This is a genomic window from Streptomyces lienomycini (genome assembly GCF_027947595.1).
GTDB lineage: Bacteria > Actinomycetota > Actinomycetes > Streptomycetales > Streptomycetaceae > Streptomyces > Streptomyces lienomycini.
The window spans coordinates 1511818-1531330 of the sequence record NZ_CP116257.1 but is presented as its reverse complement, the minus strand read 5'-3'; the positions used below and the strand labels follow the sequence as shown (position 1 = coordinate 1531330).

Here is a 19513-nt window from a genome sequence, read left to right as displayed (position 1 = left end):
TGCGGTACGGCGGGTCAGCGGGAGCCCTTCGGGTCCAGCGCGTCGCGCACGCCGTCACCGAAGAGGTTGAAGGCAAGAACGGTGATGAAGATCGCCACACCGGGGACCACCATGTACATGGGGTCCGACTTGTAGTAGTCGATGGCGCTCGAGAGCATCTGTCCCCAGGACGACGTCGGCGGTTTGACGCCGACGCCGAGGAAGCTGAGCGCCGCCTCGGTGAGGATGTTGGTGGGGATCATCATCGTCGTGTAGACGATGATCGGCGCCACCAGGTTGGGCAGCAGTTCCTTGAACAGGATGTAGAACCGTCCGGCGCCCAGGGATCTCGCCGCCTCGACGTACTCCCGCTCGCGCATCGAGAGCGTCTGGCCGCGGACCACCCGGCCGATGTAGGGCCAGCCGAAGAAGCCGATGACCACGATCATCATGAGCAGGCGCACGCCCGTGCCGCTCAGTCCGAGCATGTTGTCCGGCATGACGGAGACCAGGGCGATGATGAAGAGCAGCTGCGGGAAGGCCAGCAGGCCGTCCATGATCCGGCAGATGAGGGAGTCGACCCAGCCGCCGAAGAAGCCCGCGAGGACCCCGAGGACGGTGCCGAGGACCACGGCGACCATCGCGGACAGGAAGCCGACCAGCAGCGAGATCCGTGAGCCGTGGACGATGCGGGCGAAGATGTCGCGGCCGTTGACCGGCTCCACGCCGAGCCAGTGGTCGCCGCTGAGACCGCCCAGGGAGCCCGTGGGGGTACCGAACAGCGGGTCGATCATGTCCTCGTTGTACGCGTTGGGTTCCTGCCCGTAGAGGGAGGTGATCAACGGCGCCAGCACGGCGACCACGATGAGGACCAGCACCACGATGCCGCCCGCGAGGGCCAGCCTGTCCCTCTTCAAGCGCTCCCAGGCGATCCGGCCCAGGGAGCGCCCTTGTACCGACTTGGCCTCGGCGCCGGCGACCGCCGCTTCCTCTGCCGCACTCGGGGCCGCTTCCGCGGTCGGCTCGTGCAATGGTGCCGTCATCTGGCAGGGACCCCTCTCAACCGGCGGTAGCCGGCCCGCACTTGCCGCTGTAGCGGCGTGATCAGTCCGTCGTACAAAGAGGCGAGCATCCACCCCCTTGTTGCGGGAGTCTTCAACGCTTTGGCGATCTGTAGCCAGACTTGACGGTGAATGGATGCGCAACCGTGATGCTGTTTGAGGTGTTCCGTTATCCGGACAGTGGGTAACGGGGGCCGGACACGGTCGAGTTGGGACATCGGGGACAAGTGAGGTCTTTGCGCCGTCATCTACGCGCGAAGATCGCCTCTGCCGGTCCCGTCGCGCGGCCGGACCCGACGGGCCCGCCCGAACGTCAGTACCGGCTACCGGCGGGAGGGTATCCGTACCCGCCGGCCGGCGCCTGGGCGGGGGCGGGCGCGTGGGCCTCGCGGTCGTAGAACGGACGGGCGTTGGCGCGCAGCCACAGGGCGACCGGGTCGTGGGCGTCGGTCATCGCCACCGTCGACACCGGCAGCCCGTCCGGCACCGCGCCGACCGACTGCTGCATCATCGCGCGCACCGCGTCGACGGCCGGCGGGGAGGTGTCGTACACGTCGAGACCGATGGCGAGGTACGGCGCTCCCAGCGCGGGCTGCACCCAGGCGCGGCGCAGCGCGCGGACCGCGGGGGTGCGGTGGGCGTTCTGCGCGAGCAGGGCGTAGAACTGGGGGATCTCGATGGCCGGTTCGGACAGGCGCAGCGGTCCGGCGGGCTGGCGGTCCAGACCGGAGACGATGCGGCGCAGGTCCAGCCAGGGGATGCCGACGCCGCCGCCGGGGGCGTGCGGGTTCAGCCAGAGGCCGTGGCGGTCCGGGTAGAGGGCGCGGGCCACCTCCAGGCCGTCGACCACTTCGTACGACCGGTTCCAGCCGCTGGCCGACAGCTCCTGGGCGGAGGTGACGCAGGGCGCGTAGCCGTGGCCCCCGACCTCCATGTTTCCGTACTGGGCGTCGGGGGAGCCGGCCTGGCCGTGCCACAGCAGCATCCAGACCTGGCCGGAGGCGGGGGTGGCGAGTGCGCGCAGCAGTGCCTCGTAGGCGTCGTAGCGCCCGGGCGTCACCTGGCGCAGCATGTGCTCGACCTGCCCGGTCGTGGTGCCGCTGGCGCTCACGTGTATCGCCCCTTCGAGAAGTCCCCGGTCGTGCGACCAGCTTAAGGCTCCGCCGATGCGGGGTGCCCATGCGCTCGGGGGTCCTTGCCGTCCGGCGGGTGCGGGTCTCGTCCTGGTCGATCGCGCCCACGCGGCGGCGCCGCACATGGCACAGCCCCGCGCCCCCTGGGTGCGTTTCCCGGCCGGCGGCTACAGGTCCAGGGCGTAGAAGGGGCGGACGTTCTCCCGCATCCAGTCGCAGACCGGGTCCTGGGCCGCCTCCAGGAGGACCATGTTGACCTGCCACTTCAGGGGGGAGCCGGTCAGGGCGCGGCCCAGGGCGTCCAGGGGGAGGGCGCGGGCGTCGTCCTCCCAGTGGGTGAGTTCGACGCCGACGAACAGGACGGGATCGGCTGTCTCGACGGCGGCCAGGCAGCGGCGCGCGCTGCGCACCACGCCGGTGGCGGCGAACTCGGCGGAGGCCGCGGCCAGGAAGTCCACCGGGTCGTCCTGCCAGTCGGGTTCGAAGAGGCGGACCCGGCCGCCGGACGCGGGTCCGTCCAGCGGGGTGCGCCCGGCGCGGCACAGTTCGGCGACGGCGGGCGGCGGCAGCGGGATCCCGACGACGCCCTCCGGGTTCACGGCGATGCCGATCTGCGGGGGCAGGCCGCGGGCGAACTCCACGGCGGGGGCGATGCTGTACGCCATCTGCGCCCCGGCGACCTGGCGGAGCTGTTCCTCGGAGCTGAACACCGGTACGTAGGCCTGGCCGTCGATCTCCAGCGAGGGCAGGTCGAGGGGGCCGCTGTGCGGGCCGCCGCCGTTCGGCAGAGGTATCCACAGGAAGCTGCGGCCGAGGACCTCCACGATCCGGCCGCCGGCCGACGGGACGCCGACGGAGGCGGACAGCACCTCCTCCAGCTCGTTGCCGGGCCACCCGCCGTGCGGGTGGGGGTGCGCCTGTGCCGGGAAGTCCATCTGCCTACCTACCGCCTGCCTGGTACCGCTGTCCGTGGCTGAAAGGCTAACCCGTTCGGTCCAGTGGCCCTACGGTGCGTCACCCCGTGAAGGCGATCCGGCGGAGGGTGTCGGCCGCGGCCCGGTCCAGGACGGTCGCCGAGGCGCAGCCGGTCGGCAGGGTGCCCGCGGTGACGGCGCGCAGCAGACGGGAGTTGGCCGTGCGGTGGCGCAGGAACGCGTACCGGGTCACGCCGCGGCCGCGCTCGCGCTGTCCGGCGAGGGCGTCCTCGGCGCCGACGTCGAGCAGCAGCAGGTGCAGGGTGCCGCTCCGGCGCCGGGCCTCGCGGGCCAGCCAGCCGCGCACCCAGGCCTGGGTGCCGCAGTCGTGCACGACGACGCCCTCGCCGGAGCGCAGCGCGCGGCGCAGTCCGGCGTAGTGGGCGAGACGGACGAGGGGCCGGTAGAGCCCGTACGGCAATAAGCGCGGCATGCGGCGGTCCCAGCGGTCGCGGGTGTCCTGGGAGTCGACGCGCAGGCCCTGCACGGTGCGCCGCATCAGCGTGGACTTGCCGCTGCCGGGCAGGCCGGTGATCACCACCAGGTCCCGGGGTCCGAACAGCAGGGCGTGCGGGCTGCGGCCGCCGCGGTCCCTGAGGTCGCGGACGACGGGTGCGGGCAGTTCGGCGCACGCCTCCGGGGCCGCAGAGGGCTGCTCGGGCAGCGCGAGACCCGAGGTCGTGGCGTACGCCGTGGTCCTGTTCACCGTGATCGTCCTCCCCTGGGGCGGTTCACGAGATTCCCGTCCCCGTCGAGTGTAAAGAGAAGGTAATGCGCGGGTCTCGCGTTTTCGTTCGCTTACTGCCACAAGCCGGTTACAGATACAGCTCTGCCCAGGGATCGGCCGGGCGTGCAATGATGGCGGCGCCAACTGCATACCGGCCGTTTGAATCCGCGCGGGAGAGTCCCCGGCCGTCGCCGGGGCGCCGAAGGAGCAAGTCCCTCCCTTGAATCTCTCAGGCACCGTTACCGCGCGGGCGAGGCACATCTGAAAAGCGGACCGCCCCCGACGGCGGTCCCACCCAAGGTGCAAGCCCTGTCCGCCGTACTCCGGTGGCCACGGCGAACCTCTCAGGTTCCGATGACAGATGGGGAGGATCGACCTCGCCCCGTCCTGTCCTGGGAGACGACCGACCGATGAGCAGTACCGAACTCCGCCGTACCGCGCTCGATGCCACCCATCGCGCGCTGGGCGCGACGATGACCGACTTCGCCGGCTGGGACATGCCCCTGCGCTACGGCTCCGAGCGCGACGAGCACGTCGCGGTGCGCACCCGTGCCGGTCTCTTCGACCTCTCGCACATGGGTGAGATCACCGTCACCGGTCCACAGGCGGCCGAGCTGCTGAACTTCGCGCTGGTGGGCAACATCGGCACCGTGAAGCCGGGCCGGGCCCGCTACACCATGATCTGCCGCGAGGACGGCGGCATCCTGGACGACCTGATCGTCTACCGGCTCGGCGACACCACGTACATGGTGGTCGCCAACGCCTCCAACGCCCAGGTCGTGCTGGACGCGCTGACCGGGCGGGCGGCCGGCTTCGACGCCGAGGTGCGCGACGACCGCGACGCCTACGCGCTGCTCGCCGTGCAGGGTCCCGAGTCCCCGGGCATCCTCGCGTCGCTCACCGACGCCGACCTGGACGGTCTGAAGTACTACGCCGGTCTGCCCGGCACCGTCGCGGGCGTCCCGGCGCTGATCGCGCGCACCGGCTACACCGGCGAGGACGGCTTCGAGCTGTTCGTGAAGCCGGAGCACGCCGTGGAGCTGTGGGAGGCGCTGACCCGGGCGGGCGAGGGCGTCGGTCTCGTCGCGTGCGGCCTGTCCTGCCGGGACACGCTCCGCCTGGAGGCGGGCATGCCGCTGTACGGCAACGAGCTGACGACCGCGCTGACGCCGTTCGACGCGGGTCTCGGCCGGGTCGTGAAGTTCGAGAAGGAGGGCGACTTCGTCGGGCGTGCCGCGCTGACCGAGGCCGCTGCCCGGGCGGAGCAGAACCCGCCCCGCGTCCTGGTCGGCCTGGTCGCCGAGGGCCGCCGGGTACCGCGCGCCGGGTACCAGGTGGTCGCGGGCGGCGAGGTGATCGGCCGGGTCACCTCCGGCGCCCCGTCGCCGACGCTGGGCAGGCCGATCGCCATGGCGTACGTCGACCCGGGGCACGCGGCACCGGGCACCGCGGGTGTCGGTGTGGACATCCGGGGCAGCCACGAGCCGTACGAGGTCGTGGCGCTTCCCTTCTACAAGCGCCAGAAGTAGACACTGGCGCGGCGGGGCCCCGCCGTCCCGCGCGCGTCCGCGCCGCCCACCGGTGCGGCCGCGGCGACCCCTTCCGTCGCCGTGTTCACCACCTGTCACCCCCTTCACCAGCCACTTCCCCGCGTACAGGAGAATTCAGGCCATGAGCAACCCCCAGCAGCTGCGTTACAGCAAGGAGCACGAGTGGCTGTCGGGCGCCGAGGACGGCGTCTCGACGGTCGGCATCACGGAGCACGCGGCCAACGCGCTCGGTGACGTCGTCTTCGTGCAGCTTCCCGAGGTCGGCGACGCGGTGACCGCGGGCGGGACCTGCGGCGAACTGGAGTCGACCAAGTCGGTGTCCGACCTGTACTCCCCCGTGTCCGGCGAGATCACCGAGGTCAACGAGGACGTCGTCAACGACCCGTCGCTGGTGAACAGCGCCCCCTTCGAGGGCGGCTGGCTGTTCAAGGTGCGGGTCACGGACGAGCCGGGCGACCTGCTCTCCGCCGACGAGTACACCGCCTTCGCCGGCGCCTGAGGAGTCACGATCGCATGTCGCTTCTGAACACACCCCTGCACGAGCTGGACCCGGACGTCGCCGCCGCCGTCGACGCCGAGCTGGACCGCCAGCAGTCCACCCTCGAGATGATCGCCTCGGAGAACTTCGCCCCGGTCGCGGTCATGGAGGCCCAGGGCTCGGTCCTCACCAACAAGTACGCCGAGGGCTACCCCGGCCGCCGCTACTACGGCGGCTGCGAGCACGTCGACGTGGTCGAGCAGATCGCCATCGACCGGGTCAAGGCGCTCTTCGGCGCCGAGCACGCCAACGTGCAGCCGCACTCGGGCGCCCAGGCCAACGCGGCCGCGATGTTCGCGCTGCTCAAGCCCGGCGACACGATCATGGGTCTGAACCTCGCCCACGGCGGGCACCTGACCCACGGCATGAAGATCAACTTCTCCGGCAAGCTCTACAACGTCGTCCCGTACCACGTCGGCGACGACGGCCAGGTCGACATGGCCGAGGTGGAGCGCCTGGCCAAGGAGACCAAGCCGAAGCTGATCGTGGCGGGCTGGTCGGCCTACCCGCGTCAGCTGGACTTCGCCGCGTTCCGCAAGGTCGCCGACGAGGTCGGCGCGTACCTGATGGTCGACATGGCGCACTTCGCCGGTCTGGTCGCGGCGGGCCTGCACCCGAACCCGGTGCCGCACGCCCACGTCGTCACCACCACCACGCACAAGACCCTGGGCGGTCCGCGCGGCGGTGTGATCCTCTCCACGGCCGAGCTGGCCAAGAAGATCAACTCCGCCGTCTTCCCCGGTCAGCAGGGTGGTCCGCTGGAGCACGTGGTGGCCGCCAAGGCCGTCGCCTTCAAGGTCGCCGCGAGCGAGGACTTCAAGGAGCGCCAGGGCCGTACGCTGGAGGGTGCCCGCATCCTGGCCGAGCGCCTGGTGCGGGACGACGCCAAGGCGGCGGGCGTCTCTGTCCTGACCGGCGGCACGGACGTCCACCTGGTCCTGGTGGACCTGCGTGACTCCGAGCTGGACGGCCAGCAGGCCGAGGACCGCCTCCACGAGGTCGGCATCACGGTCAACCGCAACGCCGTTCCGAACGACCCGCGTCCGCCGATGGTGACCTCCGGTCTGCGCATCGGTACGCCGGCCCTGGCGACCCGGGGCTTCACGGCCGAGGACTTCGCCGAGGTCGCGGACGTGATCGCCGAGGCGCTGAAGCCGTCCTACGACGCCGAGGCCCTCAAGGCCCGGGTGAAGACCCTGGCCGACAAGCACCCGCTGTACCCGGGTCTGAACAAGTAGACACCGCATCCGAGGGGTGGGGCGCCGCATCCGCCACAAGCGGCCGGGCGCCCCGCCCCTCGGCACCCCCTCCGCACCACCCCCGTTCTGAGGAGTCCCCGTGGCCATCTCGGTCTTCGACCTGTTCTCGATCGGCATCGGCCCGTCGAGCTCGCACACGGTCGGCCCGATGCGCGCGGCCCGCATGTTCGCCCGCCGCCTGCGCGGCGAGGAGCTGCTGGGCTCCGTCGCCTCGGTCCGCGCCGAGCTGTACGGCTCGCTCGGCGCCACCGGCCACGGCCACGGCACCCCGAAGGCGGTGCTGCTCGGCCTGGAGGGCGACTCACCGCGCACGGTCGACGTGGAGACGGCGGACGCCCGCGTCGAGACGATCAGGTCGGCCGCCCGTCTCAGCCTCCTCGGCGAGCACGAGATCGCGTTCTCCTACGACGACGACATGGTCCTGCACCGCCGCAAGGCCCTCCCCTACCACGCCAACGGCATGACCCTGTGGGCGTACGACGCCCAGGGCGCCGAGGTGCTGACCAAGACGTACTACTCGGTCGGCGGCGGCTTCGTCGTCGACGAGGACGCGGTGGGCGCGGACCGCATCGTGCTCGACGACACGGTGCTCAAGTACCCCTTCCGCACCGGTGACGAGCTGCTGCGCCTGGCCCGGGAGACGGGCCTGTCCATCTCCGCGCTGATGCTGGAGAACGAGCGGGCCTGGCGCGACGAGGACGAGATCCGCGAGGGCCTGCTGGAGATCTGGCGCGTGATGCGGGCGTGCGTGGAGCGCGGCATGACCCGCGAGGGCATCCTGCCGGGCGGCCTGAAGGTGCGCCGCCGCGCCGCGAACACCGCGCGCAAGCTGCGCTCCGAGGGCGACCCGCAGGCGCTGGCCATGGAGTGGATCACCCTCTACGCGATGGCCGTGAACGAGGAGAACGCGGCCGGCGGCCGGGTCGTCACCGCCCCCACCAACGGCGCGGCCGGCATCATCCCGGCCGTCCTGCACTACTACGTGAACTTCGTCCCCGGCGCCGACGAGGACGGCGTGGTCCGCTTCCTCCTCGCGGCCGGCGCCATCGGCATGCTCTTCAAGGAGAACGCCTCCATCTCCGGCGCCGAGGTCGGCTGCCAGGGCGAGGTCGGCTCCGCCTGCTCGATGGCGGCCGGTGCCCTCGCCGAGGTGCTGGGCGGCTCCCCGGAGCAGGTGGAGAACGCCGCCGAGATCGGCATGGAGCACAACCTCGGCCTCACCTGCGACCCGGTCGGCGGCCTGGTGCAGATCCCCTGCATCGAGCGCAACGGCATGGCCGCGGTCAAGGCGGTCACGGCGGCCCGGATGGCGATGCGCGGCGACGGCTCCCACAAGGTCTCCCTGGACAAGGTCATCAAGACCATGAAGGAGACCGGCGCCGACATGTCGGTCAAGTACAAGGAGACGGCGCGGGGCGGGCTCGCGGTGAACATCATCGAGTGCTGAACGGCGGCACGACCGGAGCGCGGCGGGCGTCTCACATCGTGACACCCGCTTTCCGTGAAGCAAGACGGCTGAGATCGTTGCGACACCCATGTTTCGCACGTGAAAGACCGAGTCATGCCCGCACCGTCCCCCCACCCCGCTCCCGCCCAGGCACCCGTCAACCCCCGGTCGCGCGTCCTCGTCGCCAGCCTCATGGGCACGACGATCGAGTTCTACGACTTCTACATCTACGCGACCGCCGCCGTCCTGGTCTTCCCGAAGCTCTTCTTCCCGAGCAGCGACCCCACCACGGCGCTGCTGTCGTCGTTCGCTGTCTTCGGCGCCGCGATGGTCGCCCGGCCGATCGGCGCCGTCTTCTTCGGGCACCTCGGTGACCGGCTCGGCCGCAAGAGGACGCTGGTCGTCTCGCTGCTCACCATGGGCGTCGCCACGTTCCTCATCGGCGTGCTGCCCACCTACGCGCAGGCGGGCTGGCTCGCCACGGCGCTGCTCGTGCTGATGCGGCTCGCGCAGGGCTTCGCGCTCGGCGGCGAGTGGAGCGGGGCCGCGCTGGTCGCCACCGAGAACGCGCCCCGCGGCAAGCGCGCCCTGTACGGGACCTTCCCGCAGCTGGGTGCCCCGCTCGGCTTCATCATCGGCAACGGCCTGTTCCTGATCATCGGGGCGCTGCTGCCGTCCGCCGGCGGCGCGGACCCCACGCAGCCGTCCGAGGCCTTCGCGAGCTGGGGCTGGCGCATCCCGTTCCTGTTCTCCGCCGTGATGGTCGCGATCGGCCTGTGGGTGCGCTCGCGGCTCGTGGAGTCGCCGGTGTTCGCGAGGACGCGCGAGACCGGCGGGGTGCGCAAGCTGCCGCTGGCCACCGTGGTCCAGGGCCACTGGAGGCAGCTGGTCCTGGGCACGTTCATCATGCTGGCGACGTACGTGCTCTTCTACCTGATGACCACGTTCTCGCTGAGCTACGGCCGCGCCGCCAAGGACGCCGACGTGCCGGGGCTCGGCTACAGCTACACCACGTTCGTCCTGATGATGATCTTCGGTGTGCTGTTCTTCGCCGTGTTCACCCTGGTCTCCGGCCCGCTCGCCGACAAGTACGGGCGCCGCACCACCCTGGTCTGGATCACCGCCGCGATCGTGGTCTTCGGCCTGGTCTGGGTGCCGCTGATCGACCTGGGCACGCTCGGCGTGGTGCTGTGGCTGGTGCTCGGCTTCACGCTGATGGGCATGACGTTCGGCCCGATGGGCGCGCTGCTGCCGGAGCTGTTCCCGACCAGTGTGCGCTACACCGGGTCCGGCATCTCGTACAACGTCAGCTCGATCCTCGGCGCGGCCGTCGCCCCGTTCATAGCGGTGGCGCTGTGGGAGGCCGGTGACGGCTCGCCCTGGCTGGTCGGCGTCTACCTCTCGGCGATGGCCGTGCTGACGCTGACCGCGCTGCTGCTCGGCAAGGAGACCAAGGACGTCTCCCTGGACGAGGGCGAGCCCGGCCCCGCCGACGAGAGCCCCCGGGCGGCCGCGGCCGCCTCCTCCGCTCCCTGATCAGCCCGGCGCGCACCACCGCCGTACGCCGGGCGCCCTCACGCCGGGCGTACGGTGGCGTGCGCTCCGGTCGCTCAGATGCCGCAGTTGGGGGCCGACCAGTACGGCGACGGGTCGAAGGCCACGTGGGTGTGGTCGTTGTGGCCCGGGTAGCCCGGGCCGAGGATCTCCGAGAAGCCGTGGGTCCTGGACTGCTGGGCGAGCCGGCAGAAGCTGGGCGATCCGGTCAGGTCGGCGGCGTCGCCGTAGAGGTGGCGGCTGGTGGCCGAGCCGCCGACGGCGTTGTTGCAGGCGCGGGAGCGGAAGCCGCTGGAGATCGTGATCGGCACGTCGCCGAGGGCGTGCCGCATCGCCTCCAGCTTCCACATGGTCTTCAGCGCGTTCGACTTGGCGGTGGCGGCGGACACCGCCCCGCCGGACCAGTCGGAGTTGCACTTGTTGAGTTCGGCGTAGGTGAAGTGGACGGGCGTGCAGTCCGCGTCCTGGAGGGCGTAGATCTTGCTGAAGGTCGCGGGGCCCGCGACGCCGTCCGCGCCCAGCCCGTAGGCGGCCTGGAACTTCTTGACGGCGGCGGCGGTCCGGGCGCCGTACTGGCCGTCGTAGGAGAGCCGTTCGCCCGAGGTGACCCAGCCGGCGACGCGGATCTGCAACTGCGTCACGTCGCTGCCGGAGGAGCCCTGGGAGAGGGTGCGGTTCCAGGTGTAGCAGGAGTCGGCGTGCGCGGTGCCCGCGGTGGCGCCCCATCCGACCACCGCACCAGCCATGAGCATGACAAATGAGAGAAGGAGACGTGACACGCGTCTGAACATCCCGGCCTCCCGACCGTCGAGTCGTCCGTGAACCGGAGCCCAGCGTGGGGCACCGCGCTACGCGCGTCAATGGCGCCCAGGGGAACCGATGTCGACATTTCCGCTTCGAGCGGGGATCACCCGTGCCATCGTGGGGAATAACCAACTCCCGTCCCCCCACAGCCTCTCAGGGAGGCCCCATGCTGCGCGGCATCGACGTCAGCGCCTACCAGTCCTCCAGCTACGACACCGACGGCCTGTCCTTCGTCTTCGTGAAGGCGACGGAAGGCCGTTCGTACGTCAACCCGAAACTCTCGGCCCAGACCAAGCGGGGCCGCGACGCCGGGCTGGTCGTCGGCTTCTACCACTTCCTGTGGCCGGGCAACCTCACCGCCCAGGCCGAGTACTTCGTCTCCAAGGCCCCGGAGCGCAAGGGCGACATCCTCGCCGTCGACTGGGAGTCGAACGGCGAGGGCACGCATCCGAGCAACGCGGAGAAGGACAGCTTCATCAGGAAGGTGAAGGCCCTGCGGCCGGACAACCGGGTGGTCCTCTACACGAACAGGAACTACTGGTTGACCGTGGACACCACCTCGTACGCGGGCGACGGCCTGTGGATCGCCGACTACGTGTCGGCGGGCAAGCCGCGCATCCAGGCCGACTGGCGTTTCCACCAGTACACCGACGACCCGGTCGACACCAATGTGGCGGACTTCGCGAGCAAGGCCGCACTCCAGAAGTGGGCGCGGCCCTGAGCGGCGGGGGTCAGCCCCGGAAGTCCGCGGGACGTTCCGCGGGCGCCTGGGCCAGCGCCTCGGTGACGCCCTCGACGCCCTCGCGCAGACCGTAGACCGGGGTGCCGGGCTGCTGGCGCCAGGAGTCGTCGATGCCGCCGGAGTCGACGGTGTCGAAGCCCAGCTCGTCGATCAGCGCGCGCACCTTCGCCTTGGCCGGCGCGTCGTCACCGGCCACCGGGAGCGCCACACGGTCGGACGCGCCGGCCGGGCGGGGGCGGTCCAGGAGGTCCTGGGCGTAGGTGCCGTTGAAGGCCTTGATCACGGGGTGCCCGAGATGGTGTTCCGTCCAGCGGCTCTCGGTGAGCCCCTCGTCCTCGATGGCGGCGATCCTGCCGTCGCGCTGCTGCGGGTAGTAGTTGCCGGTGTCGATGACCGCGACGTCCTCGGACGCTCCGTCGAGGATGCCGTCCGGGAGGTCCGGGACGCGCTTCAGCGGGATCGTGACGACCACGATCTCGGCGCCGCGCGCCGCCTCCTGGACCGGTACCGGGGTGGCGCCGGTCTCCTCGGCCAGCGCGGTCAGGGTCTGCGGCCCCCGCGAGTTGGCCACGGAGACGTCGTGTCCCAGGGCGGTGAGCCGCCGGGTGAGGTTGCCGCCGATGTTGCCCGCGCCGATGATGCCGATCTTCATGATGCTGACTCGCCTGGCCCTTCGGAGGTCGTGTCGTGCGGTCCGGCACGTTCGCCGTGCCGGTCAGCACCAGCAACCTTGGGCCCGGGCGGGCTATTCCGCCCCGGCCCGCCCTCACTCCCCCGGAGCAACGCGTGCGAGACGGAGGGGGCGCCGGCCGGCCGGCGGGCGCCCCCTCCCCCGCGTCGTCACTTGTTCAGGTGGGCCCAGAACTCGTCGAACGACAGCTGCTTGTCACCGTCGAGGTCGCGGCCGGCGATGATCGCCTCGGCCACCGACTCGGTGACGTTCCAGTCGCCGCCCTGGGCGAGCGCGGTCTTGAACTCGGCCGCGGTGATGAGGCCGTCACCGTCCGTGTCGATCCGCTCGAACTGCTTGCGTGCTTCCTCGATGTCCGCCACCGGTCCGCCCCTCGTATCGCGCATGGGTCCTACTGACGCAGGTCAGATTAACCGCCCGTACGGGCGCCCAGTGCGGCGACCACCCACCTGAACTGCTCCTCGTGGGCAAAGGGCGGCTCCAGGCCGTTCACGATCGCCGACAACTCCCGGTAGCGGGCGAGCCGTACGTTGGCCACCGCGGTCAGGCGTTCGAGCACGACGGCCGGGTCGGCGTCGCCGATCAGCGCGCGCAGGATCTCGGCGGCCCGCGGCGAGTCCGGGGCCACGCCGTCGCGCAGCGCCTCACCGGCGAGCTGGACCAGCCGGCTCACGAACCAGAGCGAGGAGCTCGTGGGCACGTCCGCTCCCCGGTCCGCCGCGTTGAACTCGATCATCCGGCGCATCACGACCCGGAACTCCGGGTCCTGGATCAGCTCGGCCAGCTCCACCCAGGCGTCCACCTGCTCCGGGGTGGGGTCGTCGGGCAGGTCGGCCGCGGCGAACCGCAGGCGGGTGCGGATGTCGGGGTCGCCGGTGTCGATGCCGGCGAAGACCTCGGCCATGAAGTCCTCGATGATCCGGCGGCGTTCGGTGGTGGACAGTCGTGCCAGCTTGTTCATGAGTGTCGTCTCCTCGGCGGTCGAGCCGCGTCGCGCCACGGTCGACAGCACCGCCCGGGTCACCCTCAGTGCGCCGATCTGCGCGTCCAGCGCGCTCACGTGCGCCGCCGCGACCCGCGCGAGGGTGGTCTCGCCGGCCAGGACGCGGCGTACGGCGTCCAGGCCGAGGCCCAGTTCGCGCAGGGTGCGGATCAGCTCCAGGCGGGCGACGGACGCGGCGTCGTAGAGCCGGTAGCCGCCCGCGGAGCGGGCGTGCGGGGGCAGGGCGCCCTCGTCGGACCAGTAGCGGATGGTGCGCACCGGGAGTCCGGTGGTGCGCGCCAGTTGCCCGATGGTCATGAGGCCGGTGCCGTCGTCGGTCATGTCTGGGAGTCTGTGCCTTCCAGCGGCTGGAGACTCAAGGAGCGCGGTGTGGCGGAGGGCCTGCGGGACATTCTGGACGCGGCGGCGCGGGGCGTGTTCCCGCCGGCGGACGGTGGGACGAGTGTCGTGCCCCAGCACGGCGCCCGGGACGCGGGGGTCGTCGCCTTCACGGCGCACTCGGTCGTCTTCACCGACGAGGACGAGGGGTGGGTGCGGGGGACGCTGGCCGCACTGGACTGCGACCCCCTGGCCGCGACGATGAACGCCCGGTTCCTGGCGGCCTTCGCGGAGCGCACGGGGCGGGCGACGGACACGATCGACGTGCTGCTGGCCGGTGCCCCGCTTCCGGGGCGTCCCGGGGTCGCGCTGCGGGAGGTCGCCGACCCGGGGCATCCGCGGGTGGTGTCGGCGCTGCGGCGGCGCGACGAGGTGCGGGTGTGGGCGGCGGACGGCGGGGTGCTGGTACTGGGCCGCGGGGTCGGCGGGCGGCTGGAGGTCGCCGTGGAGGTGGCGGAGGGTGCCCGGCACCGGGGGCTCGGGCGGGAGCTGGTGACGGCCGCGCGGCAGCTGGCGGGGGGCGAGCCGGTCTGGGCGCAGGTGTCGGCGGGGAACGCCCGCAGTCTGCGGGCGTTCCAGGCGGCGGGCTACCGGCCGGTGGCCTCGGAGGCGCTGTTCCTGCGTCCCTGAGCGGCCGGCGTCGGCGCCGGTCGGGCCGTGTCAGTGCCAGGGCTGGTAGTGCGGGTTGCTCTCGCAGTCGCTCATGATCTCGGTCTTGGTCTGCCGGTCGACGGGGCAGACGCCGATGATGTACTTCCGCTGGATGCCGCCGGGGAAGGCGACCTCCACCTGGTCGGCCCACTTGTGGGTGTCGCCGATGGTCTTGTTGACGTCGATGCCGCCGGGGGCGTCGATGTAGTAGTTGTAGCCGGACTTGTACCAGGTCTTGTACAGGTCGTGGTCGTAGGACGTCGAGACGTACGGCGAGGGCTGGTTGACCAGGACGTACTTCTCGACGTCGTACTGGCCGTTTCGGACGTCCTTGGCGTGGAAGCCCTCCTCGAAGACGACCTGCGGTCCGCGGCTGTCGCTGCGGTAGAGGGTGCCGCAGGTGGTGCGCCAGACCGGCTCGGGGGTGATGCGGTCGACGTCGACGCCGCGGTCGGCGGCGGCCTTGGTCTTGTCGTCGAACTGGGGGCAGGCCGGTGCGGCCTTGACGGGAGCGGCCGACGGGGCCGTGGCGGCGCCGGGGGCGGTGGCCGCGGTGGTGGCGAGGACCGCGGAGAGCGACAGGACGGCGGCGGCGGTCCGTCGGCGCAGGCGAGTACTGATCATGCGGATACGATCCCGGCTGCGGAGCGGTGCGTTCCGGATTCTCACCCGTAGGTGGCGTGTCCGGTGAACGGGCTTGCGTTCCGGGGCAGATGGACTCTCACCGGTCCACGACCCGCATCTCGAACCAGGTGGTCTTGCCGCGTGGCAGCAGATCGACGCCCCAGCGGTCGGACAGCTTGTCGACGAGGAAGAGACCGCGCCCGCTGATGTCCGTCTCCTGCACCGGCATCAGACAGGGCAGCCCCCGGGAGGGGTCGCGGACCTCGACCCGGATCCACCCGGGGCGGCGGCACATCCGGAGGCCGAAGACGCGGGCCCCGGTGTGGCGTACGGCGTTGCCGACCAGCTCGGAGACGAGCAGGACGGTGTCCTCCGTGACCTTGGGGCCCAGTTTCCACTGGCGCAGGGCGACGACCTGGGCCAGTCGGCGGGCGGTCGCGGCGGACTCGGGGCGGGAGGGCAACGGAACCTCGCGCTCCGTCGGGTTGCCGAACAGCTCCAGCACCTTGAGTGCGCGTTCGTCCTCGACCGCCGGCGACCAGCGCGCCGCGGTCGCACGTCCGGCTCCCCGCGGCTGTTCCTTACCATCCAGCCCCGCCATGCCTCCATCATGGCCGTCCACGGGGGGCTCCGGGGCCGTTCCCGGGGAATCCGCCCCCGTGGGAGCCGGGCCCGTCGATGGTCGATCGGCATATGCCGCTGGCAGTTCGGGGCCACTGGCAGCCGCTCTGACCTGCGCGGACGACTCGGCCGGAGACACGCGACGGACTCCCTCGACAGGACGCGCTTCATGGTGCGTTAAGGCTGCCATAAACCGCCCCAACGAGGGACCCGGATCAGACATCACGTCAATTGCGAGTGGTACAACGCGACTTCGGATGAAACTTGTACTTCTTGCATGGGGTGTTCAGAGGAACTTCGCCTTGCCGGGGCCCTCTTCCACGAAGCTGCGCATCCCGCGTTCGCGGTCCTCGGTGGCGAACAGGCCCGCGAACCAGTTCCGCTCGACGGCGAGGCCGGTCTCGATGTCGGTCTCCAGACCGGTGTCGATCGCCTCCTTCGCGGCGCGCAGCGCGATCGCGGGCCCCTTCGCGAGCCGTGCGGCCCACGCGTGCGCCTGCTCGTAGACCTCGGCGGCCGGGACCACCCGGTCCACCAGGCCGAGCGCCAGCGCCTCGTCGGCCCGCACCTGGCGGCCGGTGAAGATCAGGTCCTTGGCCTTGGAGGGGCCGATCAGCCGGGACAGCCGCTGGGTGCCGCCCGCGCCGGGGATCAGCCCGAGCAGGATCTCGGGCTGGCCCAGCTTGGCGTTCTCCCCCGCGACGCGGAAGTCGGCGCAGAGGGCGAGTTCGCAGCCGCCGCCCAGCGCGTAGCCGGTGACGGCCGCGACCACCGGCTTGGGGATGCGGGCCACCGCGGTGAAGGAGTCCTGCAGGGCGCGGGACCGCGCGATCATCGCCGCGTGGTCCATCACCTGCATCTCCTTGATGTCCGCGCCCGCAGCGAACACCTTCTCGCCGCCGTGGATCACCACGGCGCGTACGTCCTCGCGCCGGGTGATCTCCTCGGCCAGCTCCTTCAGCCGGTCCTGGGTGGCGACGTCCAGCGCGTTCATGGGCGGGCGGTCCAGGCGCAGCGTTCCGACGCCTTCGGCGACTTCGAGATGTACGGTCATGCCCCGCAGGTTAGCGGGCGTTCACGCGGCGGGGCAGTCTCCCCCCTCAGGCCTTCCACTTCTCCCAGGACATGTTCCAGCCGTTGAGGCCGTTGTCCGGGGCGATGGTGGCGTCCTCGGAGTTCTCGACCACGACGACGTCGCCGACGATCGAGTTCTCGAAGAACCAGCGGGCCGGCGCCCCCTCGTCCCAGCCGCCGCGCACGTCGCGCAGGCCGATGCAGCCGTGGCTGGTGTTGCGGTTGCCGAAGGCGTCGCCGCCCCAGTAGTTGCCGTGGATGAAGGTGCCCGAGGTGGACAGGCGCATGGCGTGCGGGACGTCCTTGATGTCGTACTCGCCGCCGTAGCCGACGGTGTCGCCGTTCATCCGGGTCACCGCGAGCCGCTCGGTGATGACCATCTGGCCGTTCCAGGTCTCGTAGCCGGGCGCTCCGGTGGTGACGGGGACGGTCTTGAGGGTCTTGCCGTCCCGCACGACCTTCATCGTGTGCTTCTTGGCGTCCACGACGGAGACCTGGCTGCGGCCCACGGTGAAGGAGACGGTCTTGGCCTGCTTGCCGTAGACGTCCTCGCGGCCCTCGACGCCGTCGAGGTTGAGGTCGACGGTGACCTTGGTGCCGGCCTTCCAGTACTTCTCGGGCCGGAAGTCGAGGCGGTCGTTGCCGAACCAGTGGCCCGCGACCTCGACGGCCGGCTCCGTTTTGATCGTGATGGCCTTCTCGACGTCCTCGGGGTTGGTGATGCCCCGGGTGAAGCGGAGCGAGAACGGCATGCCGACGCCGACCTTCGAGCCGTCCTCCGGCGTGAAGGTGCCGATGAAGGTGTTCTTCGGCGTCAGGGTGGTGAAGCGGGAGTCCTCGGCGGCCGTGCGGCCCTCGGAGTCCTTGGCGACCGCGTGCACGGTGTAGGTGGTGGAGGCGGCCAGGTGGGTGGACGGCGTCCAGGAGGCGCCGTCCCCGGATATCTTCCCGTCGACCTTCGTGCCCTTGCCGTCCTTGACGACGACCTCGGTGAGCTTCCCCTGCGTGGCACCGACCTTGAGCGCCCCGCTGGTGTCGACCGCCTCGGCCCCGTTCTGCGGGGTGATGGCGACGACGGCGTCGGACTGCTCGCTCTGTGCCGCGGTGGCGTCCTTGGCCTTGTCCCCCTTGCCGTCCCCGGCTCCCGAGCCCGAGCCGCCGCCACCGCACGCGGTGACGGTCAGCATCAGCACCCCGAGTACCGCCCCCGCTATCGGACGCACGTTCACCTTGTTCTCCCCTCGCCGGGCCTGGTCGGGCCCGCGCCCCAGTGCGCCCGCGCGCGCACCGGCGCATCGTAACCGCAGGCCAGGGGGTTGCGGGGCAGGTGAATTGTCACCGTTCCGTACCGAGTTGGCGGCCGGGGGCAGGAAGGGGCGTCGGTGTCACTTCACCGCGCTGCCCGCCTTCCACTCCTTCCACTTCATGTTCCAGCCACTCAGTCCGTTGTCGGGGGCGACCTTCTTGTCCTTGCTGTGGACCACCTCGACGACGTCGCCGACGAGGCTGCGGTCGAAGAACCAGCCCGCCGGGGTGTCGGAACCGCCGCCCTTGTCGTCGCGCAGTCCGACGCAGCCGTGGCTGACGTTGGCGCGGCCGAAGGTGTCGGCGGGGGCCCAGTAGTTGCCGTGCAGGAAGGTGCCGGAGCTGGTCAGACGGATGGCGTGCGGGACGTCGGGGATGTCGTACTCGCCGCCGAAGCCGACCGTGCGGCTGTTCATGCGGGTGACCTCGAGCATCTCGGTGATCACCATCTTGCCGTTGTAGGTGGGCGTCGTCGGCGCCCCCGCGGTGATCGGCACGGTGGCCAGCAGCGTGCCGTCCCGGCGCACCTCCATGGTCCGTTCGGCGGCGTCGACGCGGGAGACCTGGCTGCGGCCGACGGTGAAGGAGATCGTCTTGTGCTGGAGTCCGTAGACGCCCTCGGCGCCCTCGACGTCGCGCAGGTCGAGGCCGACGGTGACCTCGGTGCCGGGCTTCCAGTACTCCTTCGGGCGGAAGTCGAGGCGGTCCTTGCCGAACCAGTGGGGGCGGACGTCGGCGGCGGGCTTCGCGGTGACGGAGACGGCGCGTTCGACGGCGGCGCGGTCGGTGATCTCCCGGTTGAACTCCAGCGAGACGATCATGCCGGTGCCGACGACCGAGCGGTTCTCCGGGGCGACGTAGGCGATGAAGCGTTCCTCGGGGACCTGCGTGGTGAACGTGGTGTGCCGGGCCGAGCGGTGTCCGGAGCCGTCCAGGGCGACGACGTCGACGGTGTACTTGGCGGCGAGCGCGAGCCGGTCGTCGTCGGGCCGCCAGGTCAGGCCGTCCTCGGAGATCCGGCCGGGCACCGGGGTCTCCCGGGCGTCCTGCGACGTGACGACCTCCACCGACTCGAGCCGCCCGTCGGGCACCCGCACCGACAGCTTCCGCTCGGGCCGGACGGCCTTGCTCCCGTCGTCCGGGGTGATGCGGATGACGTCCTCGGCTGCGGGTGGTTTGCCGAACATCTCGCCGATGCCCGAGCCGATGCCGGACCCGACGCCTCCGCCGTCCGCGGTGCATCCGGCGGCCCCGGCGAGCAGCCCTGCCCATGTCAGTAGGGCGGCCAGAGCGGCGCCCGCGCGCCGTGCGCGCCCGTGTACGTGACTCACATCCACCCGTAACGACCGGTCGGCCCTGGGGAAACGTGAGTGCGAGCCACCCGGTGGGCAGAACTGT

Annotated in this window: 19 protein-coding genes, 1 pseudogene and 2 riboswitches; of the genes and pseudogenes, 7 read left to right on the top strand and 13 right to left on the bottom strand. The window is 71.2% G+C overall.

Annotated features, from left to right (window positions below; all coding sequences use genetic code 11):
- Window positions 1–14: 14 nt before the first annotated feature.
- The 4 genes from BJ961_RS07215 to BJ961_RS07200 form a co-directional block, all read right to left on the bottom strand.
- On the bottom strand, window positions 15–1022 hold the full coding sequence (locus tag BJ961_RS07215; RefSeq protein ID WP_271320482.1) for an ABC transporter permease: 1008 nt from the start codon (window positions 1020–1022) through the stop codon (window positions 15–17).
- A gap of 331 nt (window positions 1023–1353) precedes the next feature.
- On the bottom strand, window positions 1354–2151 hold the full coding sequence (locus tag BJ961_RS07210) for an enhanced serine sensitivity protein SseB C-terminal domain-containing protein (protein WP_271320481.1): 798 nt from the start codon (window positions 2149–2151) through the stop codon (window positions 1354–1356).
- A gap of 189 nt (window positions 2152–2340) precedes the next feature.
- Window positions 2341–3108: an enhanced serine sensitivity protein SseB gene (locus BJ961_RS07205; RefSeq protein ID WP_271320480.1), complete on the bottom strand. Its 768-nt coding sequence runs from the start codon at window positions 3106–3108 to the stop codon at window positions 2341–2343.
- Window positions 3109–3187: 79 nt separating this feature from the next.
- Window positions 3188–3853 (bottom strand): AAA family ATPase, encoded by a 666-nt coding sequence (locus BJ961_RS07200; RefSeq protein WP_271320479.1) that lies wholly within the window; start codon window positions 3851–3853, stop codon window positions 3188–3190.
- A gap of 181 nt (window positions 3854–4034) precedes the next feature.
- Window positions 4035–4129, top strand: a riboswitch (glycine riboswitch).
- Window positions 4130–4245, top strand: a riboswitch (glycine riboswitch).
- Between the two features lie 39 nt (window positions 4246–4284).
- Between BJ961_RS07200 and gcvT the strand changes: the two genes are divergently transcribed.
- From gcvT to BJ961_RS07175, 5 genes are all read left to right on the top strand, one after another.
- Window positions 4285–5403: a glycine cleavage system aminomethyltransferase GcvT gene (gene gcvT, locus BJ961_RS07195; RefSeq protein ID WP_271320478.1), complete on the top strand. Its 1119-nt coding sequence runs from the start codon at window positions 4285–4287 to the stop codon at window positions 5401–5403.
- Window positions 5404–5545: 142 nt separating this feature from the next.
- Window positions 5546–5923: a glycine cleavage system protein GcvH gene (gene gcvH / locus BJ961_RS07190; protein WP_271320477.1), complete on the top strand. Its 378-nt coding sequence runs from the start codon at window positions 5546–5548 to the stop codon at window positions 5921–5923.
- 14 nt (window positions 5924–5937) lie between these two features.
- Window positions 5938–7200, top strand: coding sequence for a serine hydroxymethyltransferase (glyA, locus tag BJ961_RS07185; RefSeq protein WP_003973528.1), 1263 nt, complete (start codon window positions 5938–5940; stop codon window positions 7198–7200).
- A 100-nt stretch (window positions 7201–7300) separates the two neighbouring features.
- On the top strand, window positions 7301–8668 hold the full coding sequence (locus BJ961_RS07180) for an L-serine ammonia-lyase (RefSeq protein ID WP_271320476.1): 1368 nt from the start codon (window positions 7301–7303) through the stop codon (window positions 8666–8668).
- A gap of 114 nt (window positions 8669–8782) precedes the next feature.
- Window positions 8783–10204, top strand: a complete 1422-nt coding sequence (locus tag BJ961_RS07175; RefSeq protein ID WP_271320475.1) for an MFS transporter — start codon at window positions 8783–8785, stop codon at window positions 10202–10204.
- A gap of 74 nt (window positions 10205–10278) precedes the next feature.
- Here BJ961_RS07175 and BJ961_RS07170 read toward each other — a convergent pair whose 3' ends face one another.
- On the bottom strand, window positions 10279–11013 hold the full coding sequence (locus BJ961_RS07170; protein WP_271320474.1) for a D-Ala-D-Ala carboxypeptidase family metallohydrolase: 735 nt from the start codon (window positions 11011–11013) through the stop codon (window positions 10279–10281).
- 179 nt (window positions 11014–11192) lie between these two features.
- Here BJ961_RS07170 and BJ961_RS07165 point away from each other — a divergent pair, with 179 nt between their 5' ends.
- On the top strand, window positions 11193–11747 hold the full coding sequence (locus tag BJ961_RS07165; protein ID WP_271320473.1) for a glycoside hydrolase family 25 protein: 555 nt from the start codon (window positions 11193–11195) through the stop codon (window positions 11745–11747).
- 10 nt (window positions 11748–11757) lie between these two features.
- Here BJ961_RS07165 and BJ961_RS07160 read toward each other — a convergent pair.
- The 3 genes and pseudogenes from BJ961_RS07160 to BJ961_RS07150 form a co-directional block, all read right to left on the bottom strand.
- Window positions 11758–12438, bottom strand: a pseudogene (locus tag BJ961_RS07160) (NADPH-dependent F420 reductase); the annotation flags it as partial.
- Between the two features lie 170 nt (window positions 12439–12608).
- A complete protein-coding gene (locus BJ961_RS07155; protein ID WP_003973534.1) occupies window positions 12609–12821 on the bottom strand; it encodes an EF-hand domain-containing protein in 213 nt (70 codons plus the stop codon).
- A 47-nt stretch (window positions 12822–12868) separates the two neighbouring features.
- Window positions 12869–13783 (bottom strand): MerR family transcriptional regulator, encoded by a 915-nt coding sequence (locus BJ961_RS07150; RefSeq protein WP_271320472.1) that lies wholly within the window; start codon window positions 13781–13783, stop codon window positions 12869–12871.
- Between the two features lie 48 nt (window positions 13784–13831).
- On the opposite strand from BJ961_RS07150, the gene BJ961_RS07145 reads away from it, so the two are divergent.
- Window positions 13832–14470 carry a GNAT family N-acetyltransferase gene (locus BJ961_RS07145; RefSeq protein WP_271320471.1) on the top strand — a complete coding sequence of 213 codons (639 nt, stop codon included), beginning with the start codon at window positions 13832–13834 and terminating at the stop codon, window positions 14468–14470.
- A gap of 30 nt (window positions 14471–14500) precedes the next feature.
- On the opposite strand, the gene BJ961_RS07140 is transcribed toward BJ961_RS07145, so the two are convergent.
- From BJ961_RS07140 to BJ961_RS07120, 5 genes are all read right to left on the bottom strand, one after another.
- On the bottom strand, window positions 14501–15115 hold the full coding sequence (locus tag BJ961_RS07140; protein ID WP_271320470.1) for an ADP-ribosyltransferase: 615 nt from the start codon (window positions 15113–15115) through the stop codon (window positions 14501–14503).
- Window positions 15116–15212: 97 nt separating this feature from the next.
- Window positions 15213–15716: an ATP-binding protein gene (locus BJ961_RS07135; RefSeq protein WP_271320469.1), complete on the bottom strand. Its 504-nt coding sequence runs from the start codon at window positions 15714–15716 to the stop codon at window positions 15213–15215.
- A gap of 306 nt (window positions 15717–16022) precedes the next feature.
- Entirely contained in the window at window positions 16023–16790 is a 768-nt protein-coding gene (locus tag BJ961_RS07130; protein WP_271320468.1) for an enoyl-CoA hydratase/isomerase family protein, read from the bottom strand.
- Between the two features lie 46 nt (window positions 16791–16836).
- Window positions 16837–18039: a L,D-transpeptidase gene (locus tag BJ961_RS07125; RefSeq protein ID WP_381157449.1), complete on the bottom strand. Its 1203-nt coding sequence runs from the start codon at window positions 18037–18039 to the stop codon at window positions 16837–16839.
- Between the two features lie 156 nt (window positions 18040–18195).
- A complete protein-coding gene (locus tag BJ961_RS07120) occupies window positions 18196–19446 on the bottom strand; it encodes a L,D-transpeptidase (protein ID WP_271320467.1) in 1251 nt (416 codons plus the stop codon).
- Window positions 19447–19513 lie beyond the last annotated feature (67 nt).